This window comes from Novosphingobium sp. B 225 (assembly GCF_002198665.1).
Classification (GTDB): domain Bacteria; phylum Pseudomonadota; class Alphaproteobacteria; order Sphingomonadales; family Sphingomonadaceae; genus Novosphingobium.
Genome location: NZ_MWLM01000067.1, coordinates 1 through 24,016, shown reverse-complemented (window position 1 = coordinate 24,016; position 24,016 = coordinate 1). Strand labels below are relative to the sequence as shown.

At 65.8% G+C, this 24,016-nt stretch carries 18 protein-coding genes and 1 tRNA gene; 15 read left to right on the top strand and 4 right to left on the bottom strand.

What is annotated here, in order from left to right:
- The 5 genes from prsK to MNBBLIKP_RS14795 all read left to right on the top strand — a co-directional run bounded on the left by prsK (nt 1) and on the right by MNBBLIKP_RS14795 (nt 7,410).
- Nucleotides 1-2,118, top strand: coding sequence for an XrtA/PEP-CTERM system histidine kinase PrsK (gene prsK, locus MNBBLIKP_RS14815; protein ID WP_088311041.1), 2,118 nt, complete (start codon nt 1-3; stop codon nt 2,116-2,118).
- A complete protein-coding gene (gene prsR / locus MNBBLIKP_RS14810) occupies nt 2,118-3,482 on the top strand; it encodes a PEP-CTERM-box response regulator transcription factor (protein WP_088311065.1) in 1,365 nt (454 codons plus the stop codon). The genes prsK and prsR overlap by 1 nt, the downstream gene beginning before the upstream one ends.
- Nucleotides 3,475-5,292 carry a tetratricopeptide repeat protein gene (locus MNBBLIKP_RS14805; RefSeq protein WP_140420622.1) on the top strand — a complete coding sequence of 606 codons (1,818 nt, stop codon included), beginning with the start codon at nt 3,475-3,477 and terminating at the stop codon, nt 5,290-5,292. Before prsR ends, MNBBLIKP_RS14805 begins: the two co-directional genes overlap by 8 nt.
- 74 nt (nt 5,293-5,366) lie before the next feature.
- Nucleotides 5,367-6,425 (top strand): CaiB/BaiF CoA transferase family protein, encoded by a 1,059-nt coding sequence (locus MNBBLIKP_RS14800; protein ID WP_088311039.1) that lies wholly within the window; start codon nt 5,367-5,369, stop codon nt 6,423-6,425.
- 31 nt (nt 6,426-6,456) lie between these two features.
- Nucleotides 6,457-7,410 (top strand): bile acid:sodium symporter family protein, encoded by a 954-nt coding sequence (locus tag MNBBLIKP_RS14795; protein WP_088311038.1) that lies wholly within the window; start codon nt 6,457-6,459, stop codon nt 7,408-7,410.
- Here the strand turns inward: MNBBLIKP_RS14795 and MNBBLIKP_RS14790 are convergent.
- Together MNBBLIKP_RS14790 and panB are read right to left on the bottom strand one after the other, a co-directional pair.
- Complete coding sequence (locus MNBBLIKP_RS14790; protein WP_088311037.1) at nt 7,397-8,464, bottom strand: DUF475 domain-containing protein; 1,068 nt, start codon at nt 8,462-8,464, stop codon at nt 7,397-7,399. The two genes, MNBBLIKP_RS14795 and MNBBLIKP_RS14790, sit on opposite strands and share 14 nt — an antisense overlap.
- A gap of 41 nt (nt 8,465-8,505) precedes the next feature.
- Nucleotides 8,506-9,375: a 3-methyl-2-oxobutanoate hydroxymethyltransferase gene (gene panB / locus MNBBLIKP_RS14785; RefSeq protein ID WP_088311036.1), complete on the bottom strand. Its 870-nt coding sequence runs from the start codon at nt 9,373-9,375 to the stop codon at nt 8,506-8,508.
- A 143-nt stretch (nt 9,376-9,518) separates the two neighbouring features.
- On the opposite strand from panB, the gene MNBBLIKP_RS14780 reads away from it, so the two are divergent.
- From MNBBLIKP_RS14780 to MNBBLIKP_RS14765, 4 genes are all read left to right on the top strand, one after another.
- Nucleotides 9,519-11,147, top strand: a complete 1,629-nt coding sequence (locus tag MNBBLIKP_RS14780; protein ID WP_088311035.1) for an amino acid permease — start codon at nt 9,519-9,521, stop codon at nt 11,145-11,147.
- Between the two features lie 114 nt (nt 11,148-11,261).
- Nucleotides 11,262-12,002: a hypothetical protein gene (locus MNBBLIKP_RS18100; RefSeq protein ID WP_176399789.1), complete on the top strand. Its 741-nt coding sequence runs from the start codon at nt 11,262-11,264 to the stop codon at nt 12,000-12,002.
- 5 nt (nt 12,003-12,007) lie between these two features.
- The gene (locus MNBBLIKP_RS14770) at nt 12,008-13,747 is read left to right on the top strand and encodes a DUF6504 family protein (protein ID WP_140420621.1); all 1,740 of its coding nucleotides are present in this window, start codon (nt 12,008-12,010) and stop codon (nt 13,745-13,747) included.
- A 2-nt stretch (nt 13,748-13,749) separates the two neighbouring features.
- Nucleotides 13,750-17,214, top strand: a complete 3,465-nt coding sequence (locus MNBBLIKP_RS14765) for an error-prone DNA polymerase (RefSeq protein WP_088311034.1) — start codon at nt 13,750-13,752, stop codon at nt 17,212-17,214.
- Nucleotides 17,215-17,260: 46 nt separating this feature from the next.
- Here MNBBLIKP_RS14765 and MNBBLIKP_RS14760 read toward each other — a convergent pair.
- Nucleotides 17,261-17,335: transfer RNA gene (locus MNBBLIKP_RS14760), tRNA-Glu, on the bottom strand.
- A gap of 78 nt (nt 17,336-17,413) precedes the next feature.
- Nucleotides 17,414-19,219 (bottom strand): single-stranded-DNA-specific exonuclease RecJ, encoded by a 1,806-nt coding sequence (recJ, locus tag MNBBLIKP_RS14755; protein WP_088311033.1) that lies wholly within the window; start codon nt 19,217-19,219, stop codon nt 17,414-17,416.
- 121 nt (nt 19,220-19,340) lie between these two features.
- Here recJ and MNBBLIKP_RS14750 point away from each other — a divergent pair, with 121 nt between their 5' ends.
- From MNBBLIKP_RS14750 to MNBBLIKP_RS14730, 6 genes are all read left to right on the top strand, one after another.
- The gene (locus MNBBLIKP_RS14750) at nt 19,341-20,555 is read left to right on the top strand and encodes a hypothetical protein (RefSeq protein ID WP_254913070.1); all 1,215 of its coding nucleotides are present in this window, start codon (nt 19,341-19,343) and stop codon (nt 20,553-20,555) included.
- Nucleotides 20,556-20,607: 52 nt separating this feature from the next.
- Complete coding sequence (locus tag MNBBLIKP_RS14745; protein ID WP_088311062.1) at nt 20,608-21,036, top strand: flavodoxin family protein; 429 nt, start codon at nt 20,608-20,610, stop codon at nt 21,034-21,036.
- 153 nt (nt 21,037-21,189) lie between these two features.
- Nucleotides 21,190-21,900 carry a hypothetical protein gene (locus tag MNBBLIKP_RS14740; protein ID WP_088311032.1) on the top strand — a complete coding sequence of 237 codons (711 nt, stop codon included), beginning with the start codon at nt 21,190-21,192 and terminating at the stop codon, nt 21,898-21,900.
- Nucleotides 21,901-21,907: 7 nt separating this feature from the next.
- Complete coding sequence (locus tag MNBBLIKP_RS18335; RefSeq protein WP_254913069.1) at nt 21,908-22,246, top strand: AHH domain-containing protein; 339 nt, start codon at nt 21,908-21,910, stop codon at nt 22,244-22,246.
- 27 nt (nt 22,247-22,273) lie between these two features.
- The gene (locus tag MNBBLIKP_RS18330; protein ID WP_254913068.1) at nt 22,274-22,447 is read left to right on the top strand and encodes a hypothetical protein; all 174 of its coding nucleotides are present in this window, start codon (nt 22,274-22,276) and stop codon (nt 22,445-22,447) included.
- A 181-nt stretch (nt 22,448-22,628) separates the two neighbouring features.
- Nucleotides 22,629-24,016: amidohydrolase family protein (locus MNBBLIKP_RS14730; protein ID WP_140420620.1), on the top strand; the 1,388-nt coding region annotated here is incomplete at its 3' end.

Here is a 24,016-nt window from a genome sequence, read left to right as displayed (position 1 = left end):
ATGAGCGGTGCCGATGCCTTGTTGCCAGGCATTGCGGCTGCGGTCTGGGGGACCGGGGCCTTTGCTTGTGCAGCGGCGGCGGGCTGGATTGCATCGCGGCGCGATTGCTATGGCAAGGTCCGGCGGGGACTGGTGCTGGCCTTGCTGGCCACGTTCGGCTGGGCCTTGTCCGGAACGCTGGCCGGGCCCGATGGCATGGCGACGACCTTGCTGGAATCCGTGCGCAATCTGGGCTGGCTGGTCGCACTCTATGGCCTGTTTGCGCTCGACGGCCGGCACCGCAACGTCCACCCGGTAAGGCCGCTGCTGGGAGCGCTGGCGTTTGTTTCGCTGGTCCAGGGTATCTCGCAGCTGCTGCTGATCAAACTGCGGTTAACGCCTGACTTTCATCAAGCCTATGTCCATACGCTGGTGCTGCTGCAACTGCTGATCGCGACCGGCGGTCTGGTGCTGGTCCATAACCTGCACGTGGGTGCATCGCGCCAGGCGCGGTTGCTGGTGCGTTGGCCGGCAGCGGCGCTGCTGGTGCAGTGGGGCTTTGACCTCAACTTCTTCACGATCGCCTATCTGGCGGGGAGCAGTCCGGAGGGCCTTTCGGCGCTGCGCGGCGCACCGGCGCTGGTCATGGCGCTGCTGCTGGCGATGGGCGCGCGGCGCGGGAGCGAGGAATTGCACCTGCGCCCGTCGCGCGCAGTAACCTTCCAGTCGATCTCGCTGATGCTGATCGGGGCCTACCTGCTGGCGATGGTCGCGATTGCGCAGTGGCTGTCGATCCAGGGCGGAGACTTTGCCGCTTCGATGCAGCTGCTGTTCGTGGTCACCGCATCGCTGATCGCGCTGATCGTGATGCCATCACCGCGGCTGCGCGGCTGGCTGCGGGTGACGATGGCGAAGCACCTGTTCCAGCACCGGTATGACTACCGCGTCGAATGGCTGCGCTTTACCCGCACGATCGCGCAAGGACGGGCGAACCCGGCGTCACTGCAGGAACGCGTGATCCGCGCGGTGGCGGACATTACTGACAGCCCGGCTGGCATGCTGTTGACCGAGGCCGAGGATGGCCGGTTCGAACTGGCCGCGCGATGGCAGTGGCCAACCGCCGATGTGCCGGCCGAGCCGCTTCCCGCCGAGGCGGTCAAGTTGTTTGAAACGCGCAGCTATATTGCCGATCTTGATGAGCTGCGCCTGACCGGTGAGGCAGACCGTGCGCAGGCACCGGTGCCCGATTGGATACTGGCCGAACCACGGGCCTGGGCCGTGGTTCCCTTGCTTCACTTTGAACATCTGGTCGGGCTGGTGGTGCTGGCGCGCCCGGCGCATGTCCGCCGGCTGGACTGGGAAGATTTTGACCTGCTCCGCGTCGCCGGACAACAGCTGGCCAGCTATCTGGCGGAGCAGAGCGGACAAGCTGCCTTGGCCGAGGCCGGGCGGTTTGACGATTTCAACCGCCGCATCGCCTTTGTCATGCATGACATCAAGAACCTGGCGAGCCAGCTCAGCCTGCTGTCACGCAATGCCGAACTGCACGCGGAAAACCCCGAATTTCGTGCCGATATGCTGATCACCCTGCGCAATTCGACCGAAAAGCTCAACGCCCTGATTGCCCGCCTGTCGCGCTATGGCCGGACCCAGCTGGAAGCGCTTGTGCCGGTTGAGGCAGATCAGGTCGCCGCGACGGTGGTTGCGCAGTTCAAGGGGCGCCACCAGGTCGAACTGGTCGAAGCGCAGCCCTGCCGGATCGCCGCACAGCCGGATTCGCTTGAACAAGTGCTGAGCCACCTGATCCAGAACGCAATCGATGCAAGTGCACCTCATTCCCCGGTGTTCGTGCGCGTTGCCAACGACGGTGTGCTGGGTGACATCGAGGTGCTGGATAGCGGTACCGGGATGAGCGCCGAGTTCGTCCGCACGCGCTTGTTCAAGCCGTTTGACAGTTCCAAACCGGGCGGTTTCGGGATCGGAGCCTATGAAGCGCGCGAGCTGGTCAAGGCGATGGGGGGAAGGCTGGATGTCGAAAGCCGCGAAGGGCTTGGCTCCCGCTTCACTATCCGCCTGCCGTTGTCCGCCACGGCCGAACTGATCGAAAATCTCAATGCCGCAGGCAAGAAAGTAGCATGATGTCCGATACCAAGCCCAAACTGCTGATTGTCGAGGACGATGCGGGACTGCAGGCACAGTTGAAATGGGCCTATCCCGATTTCGATGTGGTGATCGCGGGCGACCGGGCCAGTGCCATGGCCGCATTACGCGCCGAGGAACCGGCGGTGGTCACACTTGACCTGGGCCTGCCGCCCGATCCCGACGGCACCAGCGAAGGTTTTGCCGTGCTGGACGAGATCATGGCACTTAAGCCCGATACCAAGGTGATCGTCGCATCCGGCCACGGCGCGCGGGAAAGCGCGCTTTCGGCAATCGCCAAGGGGGCCTACGATTTCTACCAGAAGCCGGTCGATATCGAGGCATTGGGGCTGATTGTACGCCGCGCGCTTCAGCTCCATGCGATCGAGGCGGAAAACCGCAACCTGGCGAGCCGCTCGGGCGAAGACAATCGTGTGCTGGGCCGGATGATCACCGGCGCGCCGGAAATGGTCAAAGTGGCACGCACGATCGAGCGCGTGGCCAACACCAATGTCTCAGTCATGCTGCTGGGCGCGAGCGGGACCGGCAAGGAATTGCTGGCGCGCGGGCTGCACGAGGCGAGCGACCGCAACAAGGGCGCGTTCGTGGCGATCAACTGCGCCGCGATCCCCGAAAATTTGCTGGAAAGCGAACTGTTCGGGCACGAAAAGGGGGCCTTCACCGGCGCGGTCAAGACCACCGAGGGCAAGATCGAAATGGCGGGCGGGGGCACGCTGTTCCTTGACGAAGTGGGCGATATTCCACTGCCCTTGCAGGTCAAGCTGCTGCGCTTTCTGCAGGAACGCGTGATCGAACGGATCGGTTCGCGTAAATCGATCGAGGTCGATACCCGGATCGTCTGTGCCACCCACCAGAATCTGGAAGCGATGATCGCTGATGGCCGGTTTCGCGAAGACTTGTTCTATCGCCTCGCCGAAATTGTCGTGCGCATTCCCAGCCTGGCCGAACGCCCCGGCGACGCGGCTCTGCTGGCCAAAGCGTTTCTGGCGCGGTTTGCCAAGGAAATGAATCCGGTGGTCAAGGGCTTTGCCCCCGATGCGCTGGCCGCGATCGATGGCTGGGCCTGGCCCGGCAACGTGCGCGAACTGGAAAACCGCGTGAAGCGCGCGGTGATCATGACCGAGGGCAAGCTGGTGGGCGCGGCCGACCTGGATTTGGCGGAACCGGGCGAGGGCGATGATCAGTTGCTCAACCTCAAAAGCGCGCGCGAGGCAACCGACCGGCGGGTCATCCGCCATGCTTTGGCACGCAGTGAAGGCAATATTTCCAGCACCGCCAAGATCCTGGGGATCAGCCGCCCGACGCTCTACGACTTGCTCAAGCAATATGATCTTCATGCCTGAGCGTCGCCGCCTGCTACCCGCAATGCTGATCGGCCTGGTGCTCGCCGGGGCGGGGCCGCTACTCGCCGCAGTTGAGCCGGGCGCGATGGATCCGGCCAAGGCTGCGCTGCTGCGCGGTGACGGGATTGCGGGCGAGGTTGCGCTGAACAAGGTGCTCGCTGCCGGAGCTAACCGCGCAGATATTGCCGCGCGGATGGGCGAGGCGCTGCTGCTCCAGGGCGATCTGATCAAAGCGCGCGAGTGGCTGGGGCCGGGTCAATTTGCCAAGGGCGAAGAAGCGCACGGCTGGCGCATGCTGGGCATGCTGGAACGTCTGTCGGGCAATTTGCCTGCCGCCGGGCAGGCCTATGACAAGGCGCTGGCACTATCGCCTAAGGATCCCTTGCTGTGGGTGGATATTGGCCGCCTGCGCTATGTCGGCGGGGAGCAATTGCAAGCGCTCGAAGCGTCGGAACGGGCGCTGGCGGCAGGGCCGGACAATCCGCGCGCACTGGAATTTCGCGCGCAATTGCTGCGCGATCAATCGGGCTGGGATGCGGCTTTGCCGCTCTACGAACAGGCGCTGGAGCAGCTGCCAAACGATCTGTCGCTGCTGGGCGGTTATGCCGCGACGTTGGGCGAGGCGGGGCGGGCCAAGGACATGCTGGTGGTGACCCGCAAGATGATCGGGATTGTGCCCAAGCATCCCTATGCGTGGTATCTGCAAGCCGTGTTGGCGGCGCGCGCGGGCAAGATAGACCTGGCGCGGCGGCTGCTTGACCGCGCCGGAACCCGGCTGAAAGACATGCCAGCCGCCATCGAGCTGACCGGTCTGCTCGAACTGGAAGCGGGCAACGCCAATCTGGCGGCAGGGACGCTGGAACGGCTTGCGGATCGCCAGCCGGTCAATCAGCGGCTGCAACTGCTGTTTGCTCGCGCTTTATATGAATCAAATGATTTCAATAAATTACATGATAGGTTTGATGGACTGGCGCAGCGTCCGGATGCTCCGGCCTATTTGCTGGAACTGATCGGACGGGCTTACGAGGAACAGGGTGACCGGCTTGCCGCCGCGCCGTTCCTGGACCGTGCGGCTGCGGCAACGGTTCCGGCAATCATGCCAATCCCCGAACGCGATCCGATCGGCGTTCTGGCCGTACGCTGGAGCGACATGCCGGGCGTGCCGGCCAGAGCGGTCGGCTATGTCCGCAGCCTGCTTGCGGCGAACAACCTAGCTGGCGCGCAGAATGTTGCCAACCAGTTCCGCCAGCTTCACCCTGGTTCAGCGGAAGCGCTGGCATTGTGGGGCGATGTGGCGATGGCAGGGGGACAGGCCGGACAAGCGCTGGATGCCTACAAGTTGTCCGCCCGGGTACGTTTTCCCGAAACCCTGCTGCTGCGGATGGGCGAAAGCTTTGACAAGGCGGGCAAGGGGGCAGAGGCGATGCCGGTGGTGGCGAGTTACCTTGCCGCCTATCCCGGTAGCCGCCTCGCTGCGCGCATGGCCGCCAGCCACCGCGCCTTTGCGGGGGATTGGGGCGCAGCGCGCGCCATACTGGAAAACCTGCGGCGGCGCGGGGGCGGGCGCGATGTGCGCTTGCTGTCTGACCTGTCGTTGGCGCAGCTGCGCATGGGGGATCATGCAGCGGCACTCGCCAGCGCCGAACAGGCCTATCTGTTGCAGCCCGGCAGCAGCGTTACCGCCCAGGCACTGGGCATGGCACTGGCCTTTGCCGGACAGGACAAGTCGCGTGCAGGCGCGCTGCTCGACAAGGCACAGGCAATTGGCGGCGCGAACAAGCTGCTCGATGAGGCCCGCCGCAAGCTCTAACCCTCGCATCGGCGCTTGCCAGCGCGTCCAAGGCGATTTAATCGACTGATTAAATCAATCGGAAGAGGTGTGCGATGGCGGGTGTTCTGCAAGGCGTGACGGTGATCGAACTGGCCGGAATCGGGCCGGGGCCGTTCTGCGGAATGATGCTGGCCGATCATGGAGCGCGGGTGATCCGGGTCGAGCGGCCGGGCCATGCGGGCCGGTTCGGCGATGCCGGCAACCGCGACATCCTCAACCGCAACCGCGAAGTGATCGAACTCGATCTCAAGGATCCCGCCGCGATCGAAACGCTCAAAGACATGGCGAAAAGCGCCGATGCGCTGATCGAAGGCTATCGCCCCGGTGTACTCGAACGGCTGGGGCTGGGGCCGGACGTGCTGCTGGGCGTCAATCCCAAGCTGGTGATCGGGCGGATGACCGGCTGGGGCCAGCAAGGGCCGATGGCGCCGCTGGCCGGGCATGACATCAACTATATCGCGCTGTCGGGCGCGCTCCATTCGTATGGGCGCAAGGGGGAAAAGCCCAGCTTCCCGGTCAACGCCGTAGGCGATTTTGGCGGCGGCGGGATGATGCTGGCCTTCGGCGTGGTTTCCGCGATCCTTCTCGCGCGCAGCGGCGGCGTGGGGCAGGTGGTTGACTGCGCGATGGTCGATGGCGCGGCGATCCTTTCGGCGATGACCTATACCTTCCTCGGCAATGGCCAGTGGCGCGACGAACGCGGGGTCAACCTGCTCGACAGCGGCACCCATTTCTATGACACCTACGAAACCAGCGACGGCAAATGGATCTCTTTGGGTTCGATCGAGCCGCAGTTCTATGCCCTGCTGCTGGAAAAGACCGGACTGACCGGCGATCCCGATTTTGCCCAGCAAATGAACCCCGCCAAGTGGGACGAGCTGAAGGAACGGATGACCGCGCTGATCCTGACCAAGACCCGCGACGAATGGTGCAGCATCATGGACGGTACCGACATCTGCTTTGCCCCGGTGCTGAGCCTGAAGGAAGCGCCGCAGCACCCGCACAATGTGGCGCGCGGTACTTTTGTGGAGGACGGCGGCATGGTTCAGCCCGCGCCCGCGCCGCGCTTTTCCGCCACGCCCGCGCCCGCGCCGAAGCTGGCGGGGCGTTGACAAAGGCGACCGCTGCGGCTTTGCCGGGTAGATGAACCTGCTCAGCCGCATTGATCCGATGGTCCGCCTGCTGGTGCTGGCGATCGCGTTGGCCGTGGTCCTGCCGGTTCACGGCAGCGCCCGCGATGCGGTGCAATTCGTGTCCAACGCGGCAGTGTTCCTGCTGTTCTTCCTCAACGGTTTGCGTCTGCCCCGGCATGAAGTGGTGGCGGGGATGGGCAACCACCGGCTGCTCTGGCCGCTGACGCTGTGGGTGTTCGGCGGCATGGCCATGGCGGGCTGGGGCATGTGGCAGCTGGGGCAGGGCTGGATGCCACCCTTGGTGGCGCTTGGTTTCCTCTATCTGGGCTGCCTGCCTTCCACGGTGCAGTCGGCCACAGCCTATAGCTCGCTGGCGGGCGGGAACGTGGCCAGTTCGGTGGTCGCGGCGGCGCTGCTCAATATCCTGGGAGTGTTCATCACCGCGCCGCTGTTCTCGTTCCTGGCGGGGGGCAAGGAAGCGGCGTTCCATGCCGACGGGCTGGTCAAAGTGGTGACGATCCTGCTGCTGCCGTTCGTGTTCGGACAAGTCCTGCAAGGGCGGCTGGGCGGCTGGGTGAAGGAACACCGTCCGCTGGTCACCTGGATGGACCGCAGCTCGATTGCAATTGCGGTCTATGTCGCCTTTTCAGGCGCGGTGGAGCAGAATTTCTGGACTCGGATCGATGCGGCCGGCTGGCTCTGGCTGGCGGGCGGAACTGCGGCGCTGCTGGTGATCGGGCATTGCGGTGCCTGGCTGGTCGGCGGCCTGGCTGGCGTGGACCGGGCCAACCGCGTCTCTATGCTGTTCGCCGGGGCGCAAAAGAGCATTGCAATGGGCGCTCCGCTGGCCACGGTGCTGTTCGCGCCGGATATTGCGGGGATCGTGCTGCTGCCGATCCTGCTCTACCACTTGTGCCAGTTGGTGCTGGCTGCCCCATTGGCGGCGCGGCTCAGTCAGCCCTGACCGCGCTTTCCAGCTCGCCATCTGGGAAGCGGCGCTTGTGCCGGATCGACCAGGCCAGCGAAACGCCGATCAGCACCGCGCCGATCAGGCCGGTGACGGTTTCAGGAATGTGGAACCTGGCCGAAAACAGCATGATCCCGCCCAGCGCGATGATGGCCCAGAATGCGCCGTGTTCAAGATAGCGATATTCCGCCAGCGTGCCCTTCTGCACCAGATGGATCGTCATCGACCGCACGAACATCGCCCCGATCGACAGGCCCAGCGCGATGATGATCATGTTGTTTGACAGGGCAAAAGCACCGATCACCCCATCGAACGAGAACGAGGCGTCGAGAATGTTGAGGTAGAGGAACCCGCCCAGGCCCGAACGCACCACAGCGCCCTGCGCCGCCAGCGCTTCCTCGCGCATTTCCAGCACCGTGCCCAAGGCCTCGACCGCAATGAACGTGACGATCCCCAGCGTGCCCGAAACCATAAAGGTCAGTGCATCCTGCGCCGGGAGCATCCGCGAAATCAGATAGATCGCGACCAGCAGCAGCGCGATTTCGGCTGCCTTGATGTTGGAAAAGCGGGCCAGCCTGGCCTCGATCCATTCGATCCAGTGGACGTCTTTTTCTCCGTCAAAAAAGAATGACAGGCCAACCATCGCCAGGAATGCGCCGCCGAACCCGGCAATCCCGACGTGGGCGGATGAGACGATCGCTTCATAGCGTCCCGGATCGTTGAGCGAGAGATTTACGGCCTCCATCGGCCCCAGTCCGGCCGCGATTGCGACGATCGCCAGCGGGAAGACGATGCGCATGCCGAACACCGCGATCACCATGCCCCAGGTCAGGAACCGGCGCTGCCACACCGCATCCATATCTTCCAGCACCGATGCGTTGACCACGGCATTGTCGAACGAGAGCGACACTTCGAGAATGGATAGCACCACCACGATCCACAGCAGCCCCAGCATACCGCTGATCGTGCCGGTCTGGTGCCAGCCATACCAGGCGGCCAGGGCCAGGCAGACCAGCGTGAACAGGATCGATCCCTTGTAAAAGCGTAGCAATGTGGTGTTTCCCTGATGACTGGGTGATGCAGCCGGCGCTCTTACCGGGGCTGATAGGTTTGTTCCACCCCCGGAAAGGAGCGTGCGCGCACTTCGGCGGCATACCGTTCGGCCGCACCCGAAATCGTTTCGGCAATCGCTTCATAGCGTTTCACGAAGCGCGGCACGCGTTCGAACATGCCCAGCATGTCCTCGGTTACCAGTACCTGTCCGTCGCACTGCGCCGAAGCGCCGATGCCGATGGTCGGGCACTTCACTGCTTTGGTCACCGCGATGGCGATGGGTTCAACCACGCCTTCGACGACGATGCCAAAGGCCCCGGCATCGTCCAATGCCCTGGCGTCGGCGACGATCTTGTCCGCTTCGGCCTGGCTGCGCCCGCGCGCGTTATAGCCGCCCAGCACGTTGACCGCCTGCGGGGTCAGCCCGACATGACCCATCACCGGAATTCCCCGTGCGGTCAGGAAAGCCACGGTTTCGGCCATCGCCGCGCCGCCTTCCAGCTTGACGCCCGCACAGCCGGTATCCTTGAGCAGCCGCGCCGCGCTTTCAAACGCCTGCTGCGGCGATGCTTCATAGGTGCCGAATGGCATATCGACCAGCACGGCTGAATGGTACGATCCGCGCACCACCGCCGCACCGTGGGCGGCCATCATGTCCAGCGTTACAGGGACTGAACTGGGCAGGCCATAGATCACCTGTCCCAGCGAATCCCCCACCAGCAGCAGATCGCAATGCGCATCGAGCAGTTGTGCCTGCCGCGCGGTATAGGCGGTGAGCATCACGATCGGTTCGGCGGTTACCCCATCCAGCTTGCGCTGGCGGATCGCCGGAATGGTCAGCCGCTTCATCGGCGCGGGCGTGGGATTGGCGCGGCTGGTGGCGGTATCGAGCTGGAAGGTGGTGGACATGAACGCCTCTTAGCCTGTGCGACATGTCTGGGGAAGGGCGCGCACTTAACCCTTGCCATCGCGCGCTTCGCCGCTAGCTTCCGCGCCAGGGAAAAATCGCGTCCGCCCACTGGGCTGGCCGACAAGAATTTTAGGGGAACTGCATGTTCGGTCGCGTGAAATCACTCGACGCCATATTGGCAACCGCCGAAAAGAAATCGCTTCACCGCTCGCTTGGTGCCTTCCAGCTGACCATGCTGGGGGTAGGCGCGATCATCGGTACCGGCATTTTCGTGCTGACCGCCGAAGCCGCGCAAAAGGCTGGTCCGGGGATGATGATCAGCTTCATCATCGCCGGGTTCGTCTGCGCCGTGGCGGCGCTGTGTTATGCGGAAATGGCCTCTATGGTCCCGGTTTCGGGATCGGCCTATACCTATAGCTATGCGGTGATGGGCGAACTGCTGGCCTGGATGGTCGGTTGGGCGCTGGTGCTGGAATATGCCGTGGCGGCCGGGGCCGTCGCGGTCGGCTGGTCTGGCTATTTCGTTGGATTATTGCGAGAATATCTGGGCATTACGCTGCCAACCGCGTTGGTTAATGCCGATGCGCTGATTGCTTCGATCAAGCTCGCCTTCGGCGCGACCAACAGCGAAGCGATCCAGACTGCGATTGCCACGGGTGGCTATGTCAACCTGCCGGCTTTCATCATTTCGCTGCTGGTGACCTGGCTGCTGGTGATCGGAACCAAGGAAAGCGCCTACGTCAATGCGATCCTGGTGATGGTCAAGATCACCGCGCTGACGCTGTTTGTCGTGCTGGCGCTGCCGGTGATGAAGAGCGAGAATTTTGAGCCTTTCGCCCCGCTGGGCTTTGGCGGGATTTCGGCCGCAGCGGCCTCGATCTTCTTCGCCTATGTCGGGTTTGACGCGGTTTCGACCGCGGCGGAGGAAACCAAGAATCCGCAGCGCAACATGCCGATCGGCCTGATCGGCAGTCTGGCGATCTGTACCGTGTTCTACCTGCTGGTGGCCTCGGGCGTGATCGGCAGCGTTGGCGCGCAGCCGCTGTTTGATGCGGCGGGCAATGGTCTTGCCCCGGGCAGCACCGAACTGGCCGCAGCTTGCGCCACCAAGGGCGGGCAGGCGGTGGTTTGTTCCAAGGAAGCCCTGGCCTGGACGCTGCGTGAAATCGGTGGTCAGCAGGGTTCGTCGTGGATCCAGCAGGCCGGTAACCTGGTCGGTCTTGCGGCCGGTCTGGCGCTGCCTTCGGTAATCCTGATGATGATGTTCGGCCAGACCCGCATCTTCTTCGTGATGAGCCGCGATGGCCTGCTGCCGGAAAAGCTTAGCAAGGTGCACCCCAAGTATCACACGCCGCACGTGGTGACGGTGATTACCGGGATCTTCGTGGCGATTTTTGCGGCGCTGTTCCCGGTGGGGGCTCTGGCCGACATTTCGAACTCGGGCACACTGTTCGCTTTCGCCATGGTGGCCATTGCGGTGCTGATCCTGCGTCGGCGCGATCCGAACCGGGTGCGGCCGTTCCGCACCCCGGCGGTGTGGCTGGTTTCGCCGCTTGCGGCTGTGGGCTGCGTCTATCTGTTCTGGAGCCTGTCGGGTTACACCAAGCTGCTGTTCGTCGGCTGGGCCGTGATCGGTCTGCTGGTCTACTTCGGCTATAGCCGCAGCCGCAGCCATGTTGGCCGCGGTCTGGTGGAAGTGCACGAGGAAGACGCCGACATCCCACCGCAGCCGGTGCCGCCGCTGCCCGGCGGGATCGACATCAACGACTGATCCGGTTCGCCGGTCAGGCAAAGCACGGGGCCGCTCCTTCGGGGGCGGCCTTTTGCGTTTGGGAATTGCGAATCGGAGAGAATGAGAACATAAGCGGAACGAAAGTGATTCCGCATGACTGTTCCCACCCCTCTCAGCGCCTTTGCGCGCCGCAAGCCCCTGTCGCCGCTCTGGGCCGCGCCATCGCAGGCCGCCGCTGCGCGCTGGCGCCCAGGCCTGCCCGATGGCGCGCTGCATGGCGAAGTGTTCGCCTCCTCGCGCGAGGGGGGCGGGGCGGCTTTCGCGCTGGCCCTGGCGCTTGACCGGCTGCACGCCGCGCGGCCCGATCCCGCTGCCGACATGCCGGATGAACGGCCCTGGCTGTGGGTGCAGGACGCCGCGGCCGTGCGGCTGACCGGGCGGCCCTATCGCCCCGGCCTGCCGCCGCAGCTGCGCCACCGGCTGATCCATGTCATGGCTAGCAAGCCCGAGGATGCACTGTTCGCGCTGGAAGAGGCGCTGCGCTGCCGCGATCTGGCCTTCGTGATCGGCGAAGTGGCGGGCAATCCGCGCGTGCTTGATTTCACCGCCTCGCGCCGCCTTTCGCTGACAGCGGAGCGCCACGGGGTGCCGCTGTGGCTGGTGCGGATTGATGCCCGGCGCGATCTCGGTTCGGCGCGAATGCGGTGGGAAGCACGCGCCGCGCCCAGTCAGCCGCTGCGCTGGAACGCCCAGGCCCCCGGCGTGCCCGCTTGGCACGCAGAACTGTTCCGCGCCCGCGCGCATCCACCGGGGGAGTGGGTGCTGGAAGGCGGGGCAGAACTGGTGTCCAGGCCGCTCTCCGTCGGGGCAAAGGGCCTTGGGCTGATGGCCTGAAGCGCATGCCCGCGCTCCCGCCCCGCCGCATTCTGTCGATCTGGCTGGCAGAACTCGCCATGGACCGCTGGCGGATGCTTTACAATCCTCCCCCTCTGGGGGAGGTGGCAGCCCCGCAAGGGGCTGACGGAGGGGGTAGTGCGGCAAGCCCCCCTCCGACCTGCCTGCGGCAGGCCACCTCCCCCAAGGAGGGAGGATCTGAAAGTCCCCTCGTCCTGATTGCCGATAGCGCACACGGCCCGCGCATCACCGCTGCCAACCTGGCCGGATACGCAGCCGGGGCGCAGGCGGGGATGATGCTGGCCGATGCGCGCGCGCTGTGTCCGCAGGTGGCGACTGCCCCGGCCGATCCGGCGGGCGACCTGCTGTTCCTTGAGCAACTGGCGCTGTGGGCGCAGCGCTGGGGGCCGTGGTCGGCGCTCGATCCGCCCGACGGGCTGGTGGTGGACGTGACCGGGGTGGCGCACCTCTATGGCGGGGAAGCGGCGCTGCTGGAGGATGCTCGCCGCCGCCTTGCCGCGCGCGGGCTGGCGGCGCGGCTCGCGATTGCCCCCACCGCCGGGGCGGCCTGGGCGCTGGCGCATTTCGGCGATGGGGCGGCGATCATGCAGGCCGTGGACAGCCTCGATCACCTCCCCGTCGCTGCGCTGCGGCTTGATCCGGCAACCTTGCTGGTCTTGCGGCGACTGGGGCTGAAGCGGATCGGGGAGCTGTCCGGCGTGGCGCGCGATGCGCTTGCGCGGCGCTTCCGCACGATCCGCGCCCCTGCGGCCAATCCGCTGATCCGGCTCGATCAACTGTGCGGACGGGTGCCCGAACCCTTGCTGCCGGTGGTCGCGGCAGAGGTGCCCTTGGTCCAGCGCCGCCTGCTCGAACCGATCCGCCACCGCAGCTTGCTTGACCGGGTGGTGGACGATCTCTGCGCCGACATGGCCCGCCTGCTGGAAAGCAAGGCCGTGGGCGCGCGGCGGCTGGAGCTGGGCTTGTGGAAAGTCGATGGCGAAGTGGTGGTGCGCGCGCTGGAGATGGCCATGGCCAGCCGTGATCCGGCGCATATCGCCCGGCTGTTCGCGCATCGGCTGGACAATATCGATGCTGGCTTCGGGATCGAACTGGCCCGCCTGCGCGCGCCCTGGACCGAGCCTTTGGCGCTCAGCCAGCGCGATCTGGAGGCCGCAGCTGAGGCGCACGGCACCAGCCTGCCCGCCTGCATCGACCGCCTGACCGCGCGGCTGGGTCAAGGTGCAGTGCGGCGTCCGCTGCCGCGCGCCAGCCACTTGCCCGAACGCGCGCAAGTGTGGGGAGAACCCTTGTCGGGTGCGCCATCGACATCCGTCGATGGCTTGCGGCACCGGCCTACTCCCCCACCCGGCCACCCAGAGCATACCATTCCGTTGGGTGGCCGGGTGGGGGAGTGGGCTGGTGCCGCCTCCAGCCGTGAGGCTGGAAAGGAACGGCCCTTGAAGCTGCTTGACCGGGCCGAGCCGATCGCGGTGCTCTATGCCAGCCCGGACGGGCTGCCGCGCCGGTTCCGCTGGCGCGGCGAAGTGCACGAGATCACGCGCGCCGAAGGGCCGGAGCGGATCGCGCCCGAATGGTGGCGTGAACGCGGCACGGTGCGGCTGCGCGATTACTACCGGATCGAGGATGGACAAGGCCGCCGCTATTGGATCTACCGCGCCGGCCTGCCGGATGACGGGCGCGGCGGGGTGCCCGAATGGTTCCTGCAGGGGCTGTGCGGCTAGCCATGCCGGAGGCGCCGCTTACCCCCGAACGCCGCCGGCTCGAGCCGGGCGGTCTGCCGCCACCCGCCCCGGCGCCGTTTGTCGAGCTGGGCATGGTCAGCTGCTTTTCGTTCTTGCGCGGGGCTTCGGACGCAGTCGATCTGGCCAGCACGGCACGCAGCCTGGGCTATGACGCGCTGGGGATCGCCGATGCCAACACCATGGCCGGGGTGGTGCGGCTGCACAGCGAGGCTAAGGCACTGGGCATGCGGCCAGTGATCGGCTGCCGGATTGAAACCACCGAGGGTCTGGCCTTCCTTGCCTATCCGGCGGACAGGGCCGCTTATGGCCGCCTCTGCCGGCTGATCTCCGCCGGACGGATGGCCCGGCTCGATGGCGAATGGCAGGACAAGGGGGCCTGCGACATCTCGCTGCGCATGCTGGCGGACCACGCCGAGGGGGTGCTCCTGGTGCTGGTCCCGCCCGACGATCTGGATACAGAGCTGACGATTGCGGTGGAGAGCAATGTTGTTGTCTTAACCCCGTCTAAGTTTCACGGGGATGACGAAGGGAAGGGGGCCTCCGCGCCTCCGCGTGAAACCACTCTGACCGCTCCGTTTACAGACCTGCTCCTCCACCTGACCCGCCAGCTGCCCACGCTGCGTCATATCGCTGCGAGCCACCTCTACACCGGCGACGATCTTGCCCGGATCGCGCGGCTGGATGGGCTGGCGCGGGAGCATGGCATGGCGATTCTGGCCACCAACCTGCCGCTTTATCACGCGCCGCAACGGCGGCCCTTGCACGATGTGATGACCGCGATCCGGCACAAGACTACGGTGGCGCGGGCCGGGCACTTGCTCCAGCCCAATGCCGAACGCCATCTGAAAGCGCCGGAGGAAATGGCCCGCCTGTTCGCGCCCTGGCCGCATGCGTTGCAGGCCGCACGCGACCTTGCCGATGCGTGCCGGTTCAGTCTGGAGGAACTGCGCTATGAATATCCGGAAGAGATCTGCCCCGAAGGGCTTGATCCGCACAGCTACCTGGCCCGGCTGACCATGGCGGGCGCGGCCACGCGCTATCCGGCGGGGGTGCCCGACAGTGTGACTGCCACGCTGCACCGCGAGCTGGAACTGATCGGCAAATTGCAGCTTTCGCGCTATTTCCTGACGATCAAGGACATCGTCGATTTCGCCCGCGCGCAGGAACCGCCAATCCTGTGCCAGGGGCGCGGTTCGGCGGCCAATTCGGCGGTGTGCTATTGTCTGGAAATCACTGCGGTCGATCCCGCGAAGCACGCGCTGCTGTTTGACCGGTTCATTTCTGAAGACCGCAACGAACCGCCCGATATCGACGTCGATTTCGAACACGAACGGCGCGAGGAGGTGATCCAGTACATCTATGCCCGCTATGGCCGCCAGCGCGCCGGGCTGTGCGCCACGGTGATCCATTACCGCCCGCGCATGGCGATCCGCGAGGTCGGCAAGGCGATGGGCCTGTCCGAAGATGTCACCAGCGCACTCGCCAAGACGGTGTGGGGCGGGCATGGCCGCTCGATCAAGGAGGCCCATGTCGAACAGGAAACGGGCATGGACCTCAGCGATCCGCACCTCAGACGGGTTCTGATCCTGACCGAGCAAATGATTGGCATGCCGCGCCATTTGTCGCAGCACGTTGGCGGGTTCATCCTCACCCAGGGCCTGCTGACCGAGACTGTGCCGATCGGCAACGGGGCCATGGCGGATCGCAGCTTCATCGAATGGGACAAGGACGATATTGACGCGCTCGGCATTCTGAAAGTCGATGTGCTGGCACTGGGTATGCTCACTTGCATCCGCAAATGCCTTGATCTGCTGGGTGAACATCACGGGCAGGATCTGACGCTGGCCACCGTCCCGCGTGAGGATCCCACGGTTTATGACATGCTGTGCAAAGGCGATTCGCTCGGCGTGTTTCAGGTGGAGAGCCGCGCGCAGATGAACATGCTGCCGCGGCTGCGTCCGCGCTGCTTCTATGATCTGGTGATCGAAGTGGCGATCGTCCGGCCCGGGCCGATCCAGGGCGATATGGTTCACCCCTACCTGAAACGGCGGCGCGGGGCAGAGCGGGTAGAAATCCCCGCGCCGGGGCCGCAGCACGGGCCGCCGGACGAGCTGACCTCGATCCTTGGCCGCACCCTTGGCGTGCCGATCTTTCAGGAACAGGCGATGAAGATCGCGCTTGATGCGGCCAAATTCACCGGGCTGGAGGCCAACCGGCTGCGCAAATCGATGGCGACCTTTCGCAGCAAGGGCATGGTGGCGGAACTGGAGGAAATGATGGTCGGGCGGATGATCGCGCGCGGCTATGATCCGGATTTCGCCGCGCGCTGTTTCAACCAGATCAAGGGGTTCGGCGAATACGGCTTCCCCGAAAGCCACGCCGCCAGCTTTGCGCATCTGGTCTATGTCTCATCCTGGCTGAAATGCCATTTCCCGGCGGCTTTCGCCTGCGGCCTGCTCAATTCCCAGCCAATGGGCTTTTACGCGCCCGCGCAGATCGTCCGCGATTGCCGCGAGCATGGCGTGGAAGTGCTGCCGGTCGATGTGAATTGCAGTGGGTGGGATAACACCTTGGAAAGTGCTCCCCGGCACGGGGAGGGACGGGCGCTCCGCCTCGGCCTGCGCCAGGTCGATGGCTTTCCCGAGGCCGCCGCCGCGCGGATTGTGGCGGCGCGGGTTGAGGGCGGGCGGTTTCGCGATGTGCGGGAACTCAAGGAGCGCGCCGCGCTCAGCCCCGCGCTGGTTGAGCGGCTGGCCTCGGCCGATTGTCTTGGCTCGCTCGGGCTCTCGCGGCGGCAGGCGCTGTGGGATGCGCGCAGCCTGATTGCCGCGCCCGACCTGCCCTTGTTCGCCGCCGCAGCAGCGCGCGATGAAGGTGCGGAGCGGGTGCAGACCCGGCTGCCGGTGATGCCGCTGTCAGAGGAAGTGGTGGCCGATTACCAGACCCAGCGGCTCAGCCTGAAAGCCCATCCGCTCGCCTTCCTGCGCGCGGACCTCGCCGAACGCGGCTTTATCCGCGCGGCAGATCTGCGCAGCCGCAAGTACCGCAGCGCGGTGCAGGTGGCAGGCGTGGTGCTGATCCGCCAGCGCCCCGGCAGCGCCAAGGGTGTGTGCTTCATCACGCTGGAGGACGAGACCGGGGTGGTCAATCTGGTGATCTGGCCCGATGTGATGGAACGCCAGCGCAAGGTGATCATGGCCGCGCGGCTGATGGAAGTGAAAGGGCGGGTCGAATACGATGACGAGGTGATCCACGTGATCGCCACCCACCTGACCGATGCCACTCCCAGCCTGCACGCGCTGTCGGATGACCTGCTGCCGGGCCACGTCGACCGCGCCGATCATGTCACCCGCCCCGTGCAGGGCAGCCGCAGCGGTGAGGCGCACCACCGCATGGGCCATCCCCGGCAGGTCCGGGTGATCCCCAAGTCTCGCGATTTTCATTGAGGGGCGGCGGCAGAGCCGGAATCAAAATGCCCACCGCGCTGCTGGATGGTGACCCCTACGGGAATCGAACCCGTGTTTCAGCCGTGAAAGGGCCGCGTCCTAACCGCTAGACGAAGGGGCCGCACCGCTGCGTGGTGGGCAGGGGTGCGCCATTAAGGGAGGGCGCATTGGGGGTCAAGCCCCTTACCCAAAGATTGTTTCAATCGATCCAGGCCGCATCGTCCAGATGCAGTTCGGCTTGCGGACGGCTGGCCCAATCATCGATCTTCGCGCGCCCCGCCAGCCACAACCGACGGCCCTGCGATCCGTGGAGCAGGGCCTGACCCAGATCGGTGCTGGCAGCGCGGAACGCGATCGCCTTGAAGCTGCCACCATCCTCGCCCCGCGCGATCAGGCGGACGTGATCGGTGCCGACCAGATCGGCCTTGACCAGCCGCACCGGCCCCACTGCCACGCGTGGGCCGGGCCAGCCCATGCCATAGGGGCCCGCGCTGTCCATTGCCTCGACCAGCGAAGGCGTCAGCCCGCCGGGGGCCAGCGCAAGGTCGAGCGGCAGCGATTGTCCGGCCATTGCCGCGGCCACATCCGCGCCCAGCCGCGCATCCAGCCAATCAGCCAGCGCATCGAGCTGGCCCGGCGCAACGGTCAGCCCCGCCGCCATGGCATGCCCGCCACCTGCAATCAGCAACCCGGCCTCACGCGCGGCGATGATCGCAGCGCCCAGGTCCACGCCGCTGATTGAGCGGCCAGAACCTTTGCCATTGCCGTGTTCATCGGCATCAAGCGCAATCACCAGCGCGGGCTTGCCGGTCTTTTCCTTGATCCGCCCGGCCACGATCCCGATCACGCCCGGGTGCCAGCCCGCGCCCGCCAGAGTTACCACCGCGCGGTTGTGCTGGGTGGCCAGCTGGGCCTCAGCCTCTTCCTGCACGGCAGCCTCGATCGCGCGGCGTTCTTCGTTGAGCCCGGAAAGCTGCGCGGCAATGTCGCGCGCTTCGTCAGGATCCTCGGTGGTCAGCAGCCGCACCCCCAGGGTCGATTCGCCCACCCGGCCCCCGGCGTTGATTCGCGGGCCCAGGGCAAAGCCCAGGTCGCTGCAGCTGGGCGCGCGGGACAGTCGGCTGGCGTCGATCAGCGCGGCCATGCCAATGCCTTCGCGCTTGGCCATCACTTTCAGCCCCTGCGCCACGAAAGCGCGGTTAAGACCGTGGAGCTGAGCCACGTCTGCCACGGTGCCCAGCGCAACCAGATCGAGCAGGGCGAACAGGTCGGGCTCGCGCTTGCCTTCGAAAAAGCCGCGCTGGCGCAGCACCCGCACGGTGGCAACGCCAAGCAGGAAGGCCACGCCGACAGCCGCCAGGTGTCCGAATCCGGCGGCCAGGTCACTTTCGTCAAGCCGGTTGGGATTGACCAGCGCCATGGCCCTGGGCAGTTCTGCCGCGCATTTGTGGTGATCGACCACCACCACGTCCACGCCTGCCGCATGCGCCATGTCGAGCGCTTCGAATGCCATGGCCCCGCAATCGACCGTGACGATCAGGCTGGAGCCTTCCTCTGCCAGCCGCACCAGCGCCTCGCCCGAGGGGCCATAACCTTCGAGCAGGCGATCGGGGATATAGTACCGCGCCGCGTGCCCCAGATCACGCAACAAGCGGATCAGCAGGGCGGCGCTGGTGGCGCCGTCAACGTCATAGTCGCCATAGATGGTGACCTGTTCCTGCGTCAGCACCGCCTGGGCCAACCGCTCCGCTGCGGCGTCCATATCGCGGAATTCAGACGGATCGGGCAGAAAGGCGCGCAGCGAGGGGTTGCGGTGACGCTCCAGATCGTCATGCGGCACGCCGCGTGCCAGCAGCAGCTGGGTGACCAGATCATGCTCAAGCGTGGCCATGCCGCCGCCCCCGCCGCCCACCGCGCCGACGTCCATATTGCCCCCGCGCCAGCGCCAGATCTTGCCCGAAAGCGAACGGTCTATGCCAAGGATCGATGCAGGTGCAGAAGCCATTCTGTCCGGCTAGCCGATTGCGGGCGGGCAGGAAAGTTTTCGCGGGTTTGATGTCGACAATTGACAACTTGTTGCGGTGGGCCTTCGCTAGGGTCCAGCTGATTGAACAGGGAGTCGTGTCATGCACCGTCGTACCGTGATCGCACTTGCACTGGGCGCAACCGCGCTCGTCGCCATCCCCACCATGGCCCAGCGCGCGCCGACCAGCGGGCCGGTGGCCCGATACGATATGCGCGCGGGGACCGTTTCGGGTTTTGGCGCAATGGGCGGCGGCATGGGCGCGGCCATGGGCATGATGTTTGGCGGCGGCGGCAACAAGCAGCAGCACGAATTGTACTTGCGGCTCGGATCAGGCCGCGCGCCGGACAAGGGCGGACCCAAGGCGGATCACTTCATGCCGCCCAGCGCCAAGCTGGGCAAATCGGTTGCGCTGGTTACTCCGGTGCAGGAAAAGGCCCCGGTCGATGGCTTTCAGGGGGAACGCCCGCGCGGACGGCTGCTGATCTTCTGGGGCTGCGGCGAACACGCACCCAAGGGGCAGCCGGTCGTGATCGACTTTGCCAAGATCGCCGCCGGGCAGATGCCGGCCGGGATCTGGAGCACCACGATCATCCGCGATTGGGGCCCCAATCAGGCCAACAGCAAGACTTTCGGGCGCTGGCCGGCCGAAGACGGCAAATATGCCAAGGCCGATACCGCGCTGCCCGGCCTGCACCGTGTGGCGGGCAACTATTCGCCCGAAATGTCCTTTACCCTGACCAAGGACTTCATGGCCCCGCTCAAAACCACCAACACCACGCAGGCGAGCGGGGCAGGGCTGCTTGCGTGGGGCGGGATTGCGGACGCGACCGGCTATCTCGCCACGCTGTTCGGCGGCAAGATGGCCCCTGATGGCAAGATGGGCGATATGGTCATGTGGACCAGCAGCGCAGGCCGCCAGTTCGGCGGCGGGCTGACTGACTGGCTTTCGCCCGGGCAGGTCGCGGGTCTGGTCAAGGACCGCACAGTGATGCCGCCCAGCCAGACCAGCTGCATGATCCCGGCAGAAGTCCGCACCGCTGCGGCCGATTTCAAGATGGGCATGCTGACGGCCTATGGCCCGCAGGAAGACTTTTCCTTCCCGCCGCGCCCGGCCGATCCCAAGGCCGCCTGGAACCTGGAATGGACTGCGCGGATCCGGCACCGGTCGATGACCAGCTGGATGGACATGCCCGGCATGGGCGGCATGGGCGGCGGGCGCGAGGATTCGGGGCCGCAGCCGCAACAGCAGCAGAATTGCAAGCCCAAGGGTGGGCTGGGCGGCTTGCTGGGCGGCGTGCTCAAGCCGGGTTGCTGACCGGTTGACCCTGCTGATCGTCTGGCACAGCCGCACCGGCGCGGCGCGGGCGATGGCCGAGGCGGCGCATGCGGCAACGCAGGGACGCTCCACGCTGATCGCGGCGGAAGGGGCCGCACCCGAACACCTGCTCGCCGCCAGCGGTTACCTGTTCGTCTGCCCGGAAAACCTTGGCACGATGAGCGGGGCGATGAAGGAGCTGTTTGACCGCTGCTATTACCCGCTGCTCGGGCAGGTGGAGGGGCGGCCCTATGCCACGCTGATCGCCGCGGGCAGCGACGGGCAGGGGGCCCAGGCGCAGCTGGACCGGATCGTCACCGGCTGGCGGCTGAAACGGGTTGCCGAACCGCTGATCGTCAACCTGGGCGCGCAAAGCCCCGAGGCGATTCTGGCCCCCAAACAGCTTACGCCTGCCCAGCTGGAACCATGCGCGGCAATCGGCGCGGCGCTTGCCGAAGGGCTGGCATTGGGGGTTTTCTGACCCGATCGCCGCAATTGTATCCGAAACAGAGCTTTCGCCGTGATCGGGACTCGACGAGCAAGCCCCAATGGTGCCAGATGCACGCAGGGTATTCCAAGTGCCATGGGGGGAACCATCGCCGCGGATAGGAAAGCTGTGCCACAAGCCGGAGCCATGCTTTCGTTGATTTTCGCGAAAGGCCAGCGCCCGGATTGCGCCGCCGTGTCCGCATTGGCGGATGGGGCACAGGCGCGCTTTGCGATCAGCCACGCTCCGCCGCCGGATCAGGGCTGGTTGGAACTGCTGGCCATGGGGATGACCGCCGATTGTCGCGGGCTGGCTCCTGCCGTGGCCGCGCCTTTGCCCGCCAAGGGTGCGATGCTGGGGCTGAGTGACTTTCCAGCGGGAGAGGCGATTGCGCTTCAGCCTGGCCCCCACCTGGCAGAGGCGGCGGCGCTGCTGCCGGTGGTCCGCGCCATGGCCATGCTGGCGCTGCAACTGGCGGAGCTGCCCGGCCTGCTGGCGCTGTGCTGGAACCCGGCCGGTTGCTGGATGGCCCCGGCTTACTTCCGCAAGATTGCAAACGATTGGCTGGCCGGTGGCCCGTTCCCGGCGCTGGGGCTGACCAGCCTGCACCGCGGGGAACAGGGGGCAATGCACAGCCGCGGGCTGGCCGTGTTTACCGGGCAGGAACTGATGATCCCCGCTGCCGAAGGGATCACTCCGGCCGATCAGGCCCGGATCGCGGTGCGGCTGATCAATGAACTGGTCGGGCTGGACCCGCTGACCGAGCCGGTGGAACTGACGGGGCCAGGGGGAGAGACGGTGGTGGTCGCCCCGATTGTGGCCGAAGGGCTGCTGCGGGTCATGGTCCGGCGGGAATAGCGCGGGGATGAGCCTGCATTACCCTGGCAGCCTTGGGCCAGCTTCGCCGCCGCGCCAGCGCCTGTCGTTCCGCGCGGTCAACCGCCGGGGCGAACCGGGCTATGAGCCCGGCCTGCAGCGCCACCACCTGCTGCCGCGCCAGCTGCTGTCACGGCGCTGTTTCGGCACCTTGTTCGGCGCGCTGGGGCTGGACCGGGTGGGGTTTGACGATTTCCGCCGCAACGGCCTCCTGCTCCCCGCCAATGATGAGGCGAGCGTCCGCATCGGCCTCCCGCTCCATCGCGGCCCGCACCGCACCTACAACGAACTGGTGCTGGAACGCGTCGGCCAGATTGAAGCCACCTGATCCACCACCCACCCCCGCGCGCCCGAAGTGGCCCTGATCGAAGCCTATGAACGGCTCGAACTCCTCCAGCGCGCATTGCGGCGGCTGCTGCTGGCGCAGCACAAGCGGATGAAGCTGAACCGGCATGACCCGCTGGGCCGGGGCTTTGACTTCAGCGAGCTGGACGCAATGGCAGAAGTGCTGTGGGGAGAGACCGAGTAACGGAGCGGGGCAGACCTCGGCAAAACTGCGGCAAGACTGCGGCAAGACTGCGGTAAGGCTGAAGTAGGATCACGGGGGGCAGCGGCCGGCCGCGCACTCCCCCCGGCGGGTTGAACATCCGGTTTGCGCATGGGCCAGGATGGGCGATAGGGTGCGCTCTCCTCATGGAAAGGCGGCACAGGTGAAATTTGTTCGCATCGCAGTGTTGGTGGCCGCATCTGTGCTGCCGGTTCAGGCTGCTGCGCGCGATCAGGCCGACGTCCTGATCCGCCACGCGACCATTATCGATGTCGAACATGCCCGGGCCATACCGGACCAGGCCGTCGCCACGCGCGGTGACACGATTGTTGCGGTTGGTGACGATGCCCGGATCGCCCGGGCATGGAACGCCCGGCAGCAGGTGCAAGGCCGGGGCCGGTTCCTGATCCCGGGCCTGTGGGACATGCATGTCCATTTCGGCGGCGGCCCGGCCCTGATCGAAGAGAACAAGGCGCTGCTGCCGCTCTACGTCGCCCATGGCATCACCACGGTTCGCGATGCGGCGGGCGATCTGCCCACGGAAGTCCTGAATTGGCGTGGTGAGATTGCCAGCGGCACACTGTTCGGCCCAACCTTGCTCAGCTCTGGCCCCAAGATCGAAGGGATCAAGCCGATCTGGAAAGGCACTCTGGAAACCGGATCGGAAGCCGATGTTGATGCCGCGATTGACCGGCTGCGCGCGCTCAAGGTCGATTTCGTCAAGATCACGGACAACACGCTGAAACCTGAACTGTTCCTCTATGCGGTGCGCCGCGCGCGCGGCGCGGGGCTGCCGGTGTCCGGACATATTCCGATGGCGCTGACGGTGGGGCAATCGGTTGATGCCGGGATCAGCTCGATCGAACACCTCAGCTATGCCTATGTCGCCGGGGTCAGGGACGAAGCGCAGATCGCGGCCGATTACGGCGCCGGTCGGATCAACCGGGCCGAGGCGCAGGCGCGGATCGATGCCGGGTTCGATCAAGCGACCGCGCTGGCCTCTTACCGCAAGCTGCGGGACCGGAATGTGTCCGTCACCCCCACGCTCAATGTAGAGCGGCTGATTGCCTATCTTGATAGCGATGACCATTCGCAGGAACCGTTCCTGGCCTATATCGGGCCGGGGCTGCGCAAGACCTATCAGTGGCGGGTTGACCGCGCGGCCAAGGCAAGCCCGGACCAGATCGCGGCGCGCCATCTGGAATATCAGCGGACCGCAGCGGTCCTGCCCCTGCTGGCCAAGGCGGGCGTGACGATCATGGCCGGCACCGATGCGGGCTTCCTCAATTCCTACGATTATCCCGGGATCGGGCTGCATCAGGAACTGGCGCTCTATGTGCAGAACGGCCTGACCCCGGCCCAGGCCCTCACCGCCGCGACCCGCGCCGGACCGGCGTGGTTCGGCCGGCTTGATCGGTTTGGATCGGTTGCGGCAGGCAAACAGGCCGATCTGGTCCTGCTTGATCGCAATCCGCTGAAACACATTGCCGCAACCCGGGCGATCAACACCGTCATCCTGCGCGGCAAAGTAAACGACCGCACCACACTGAA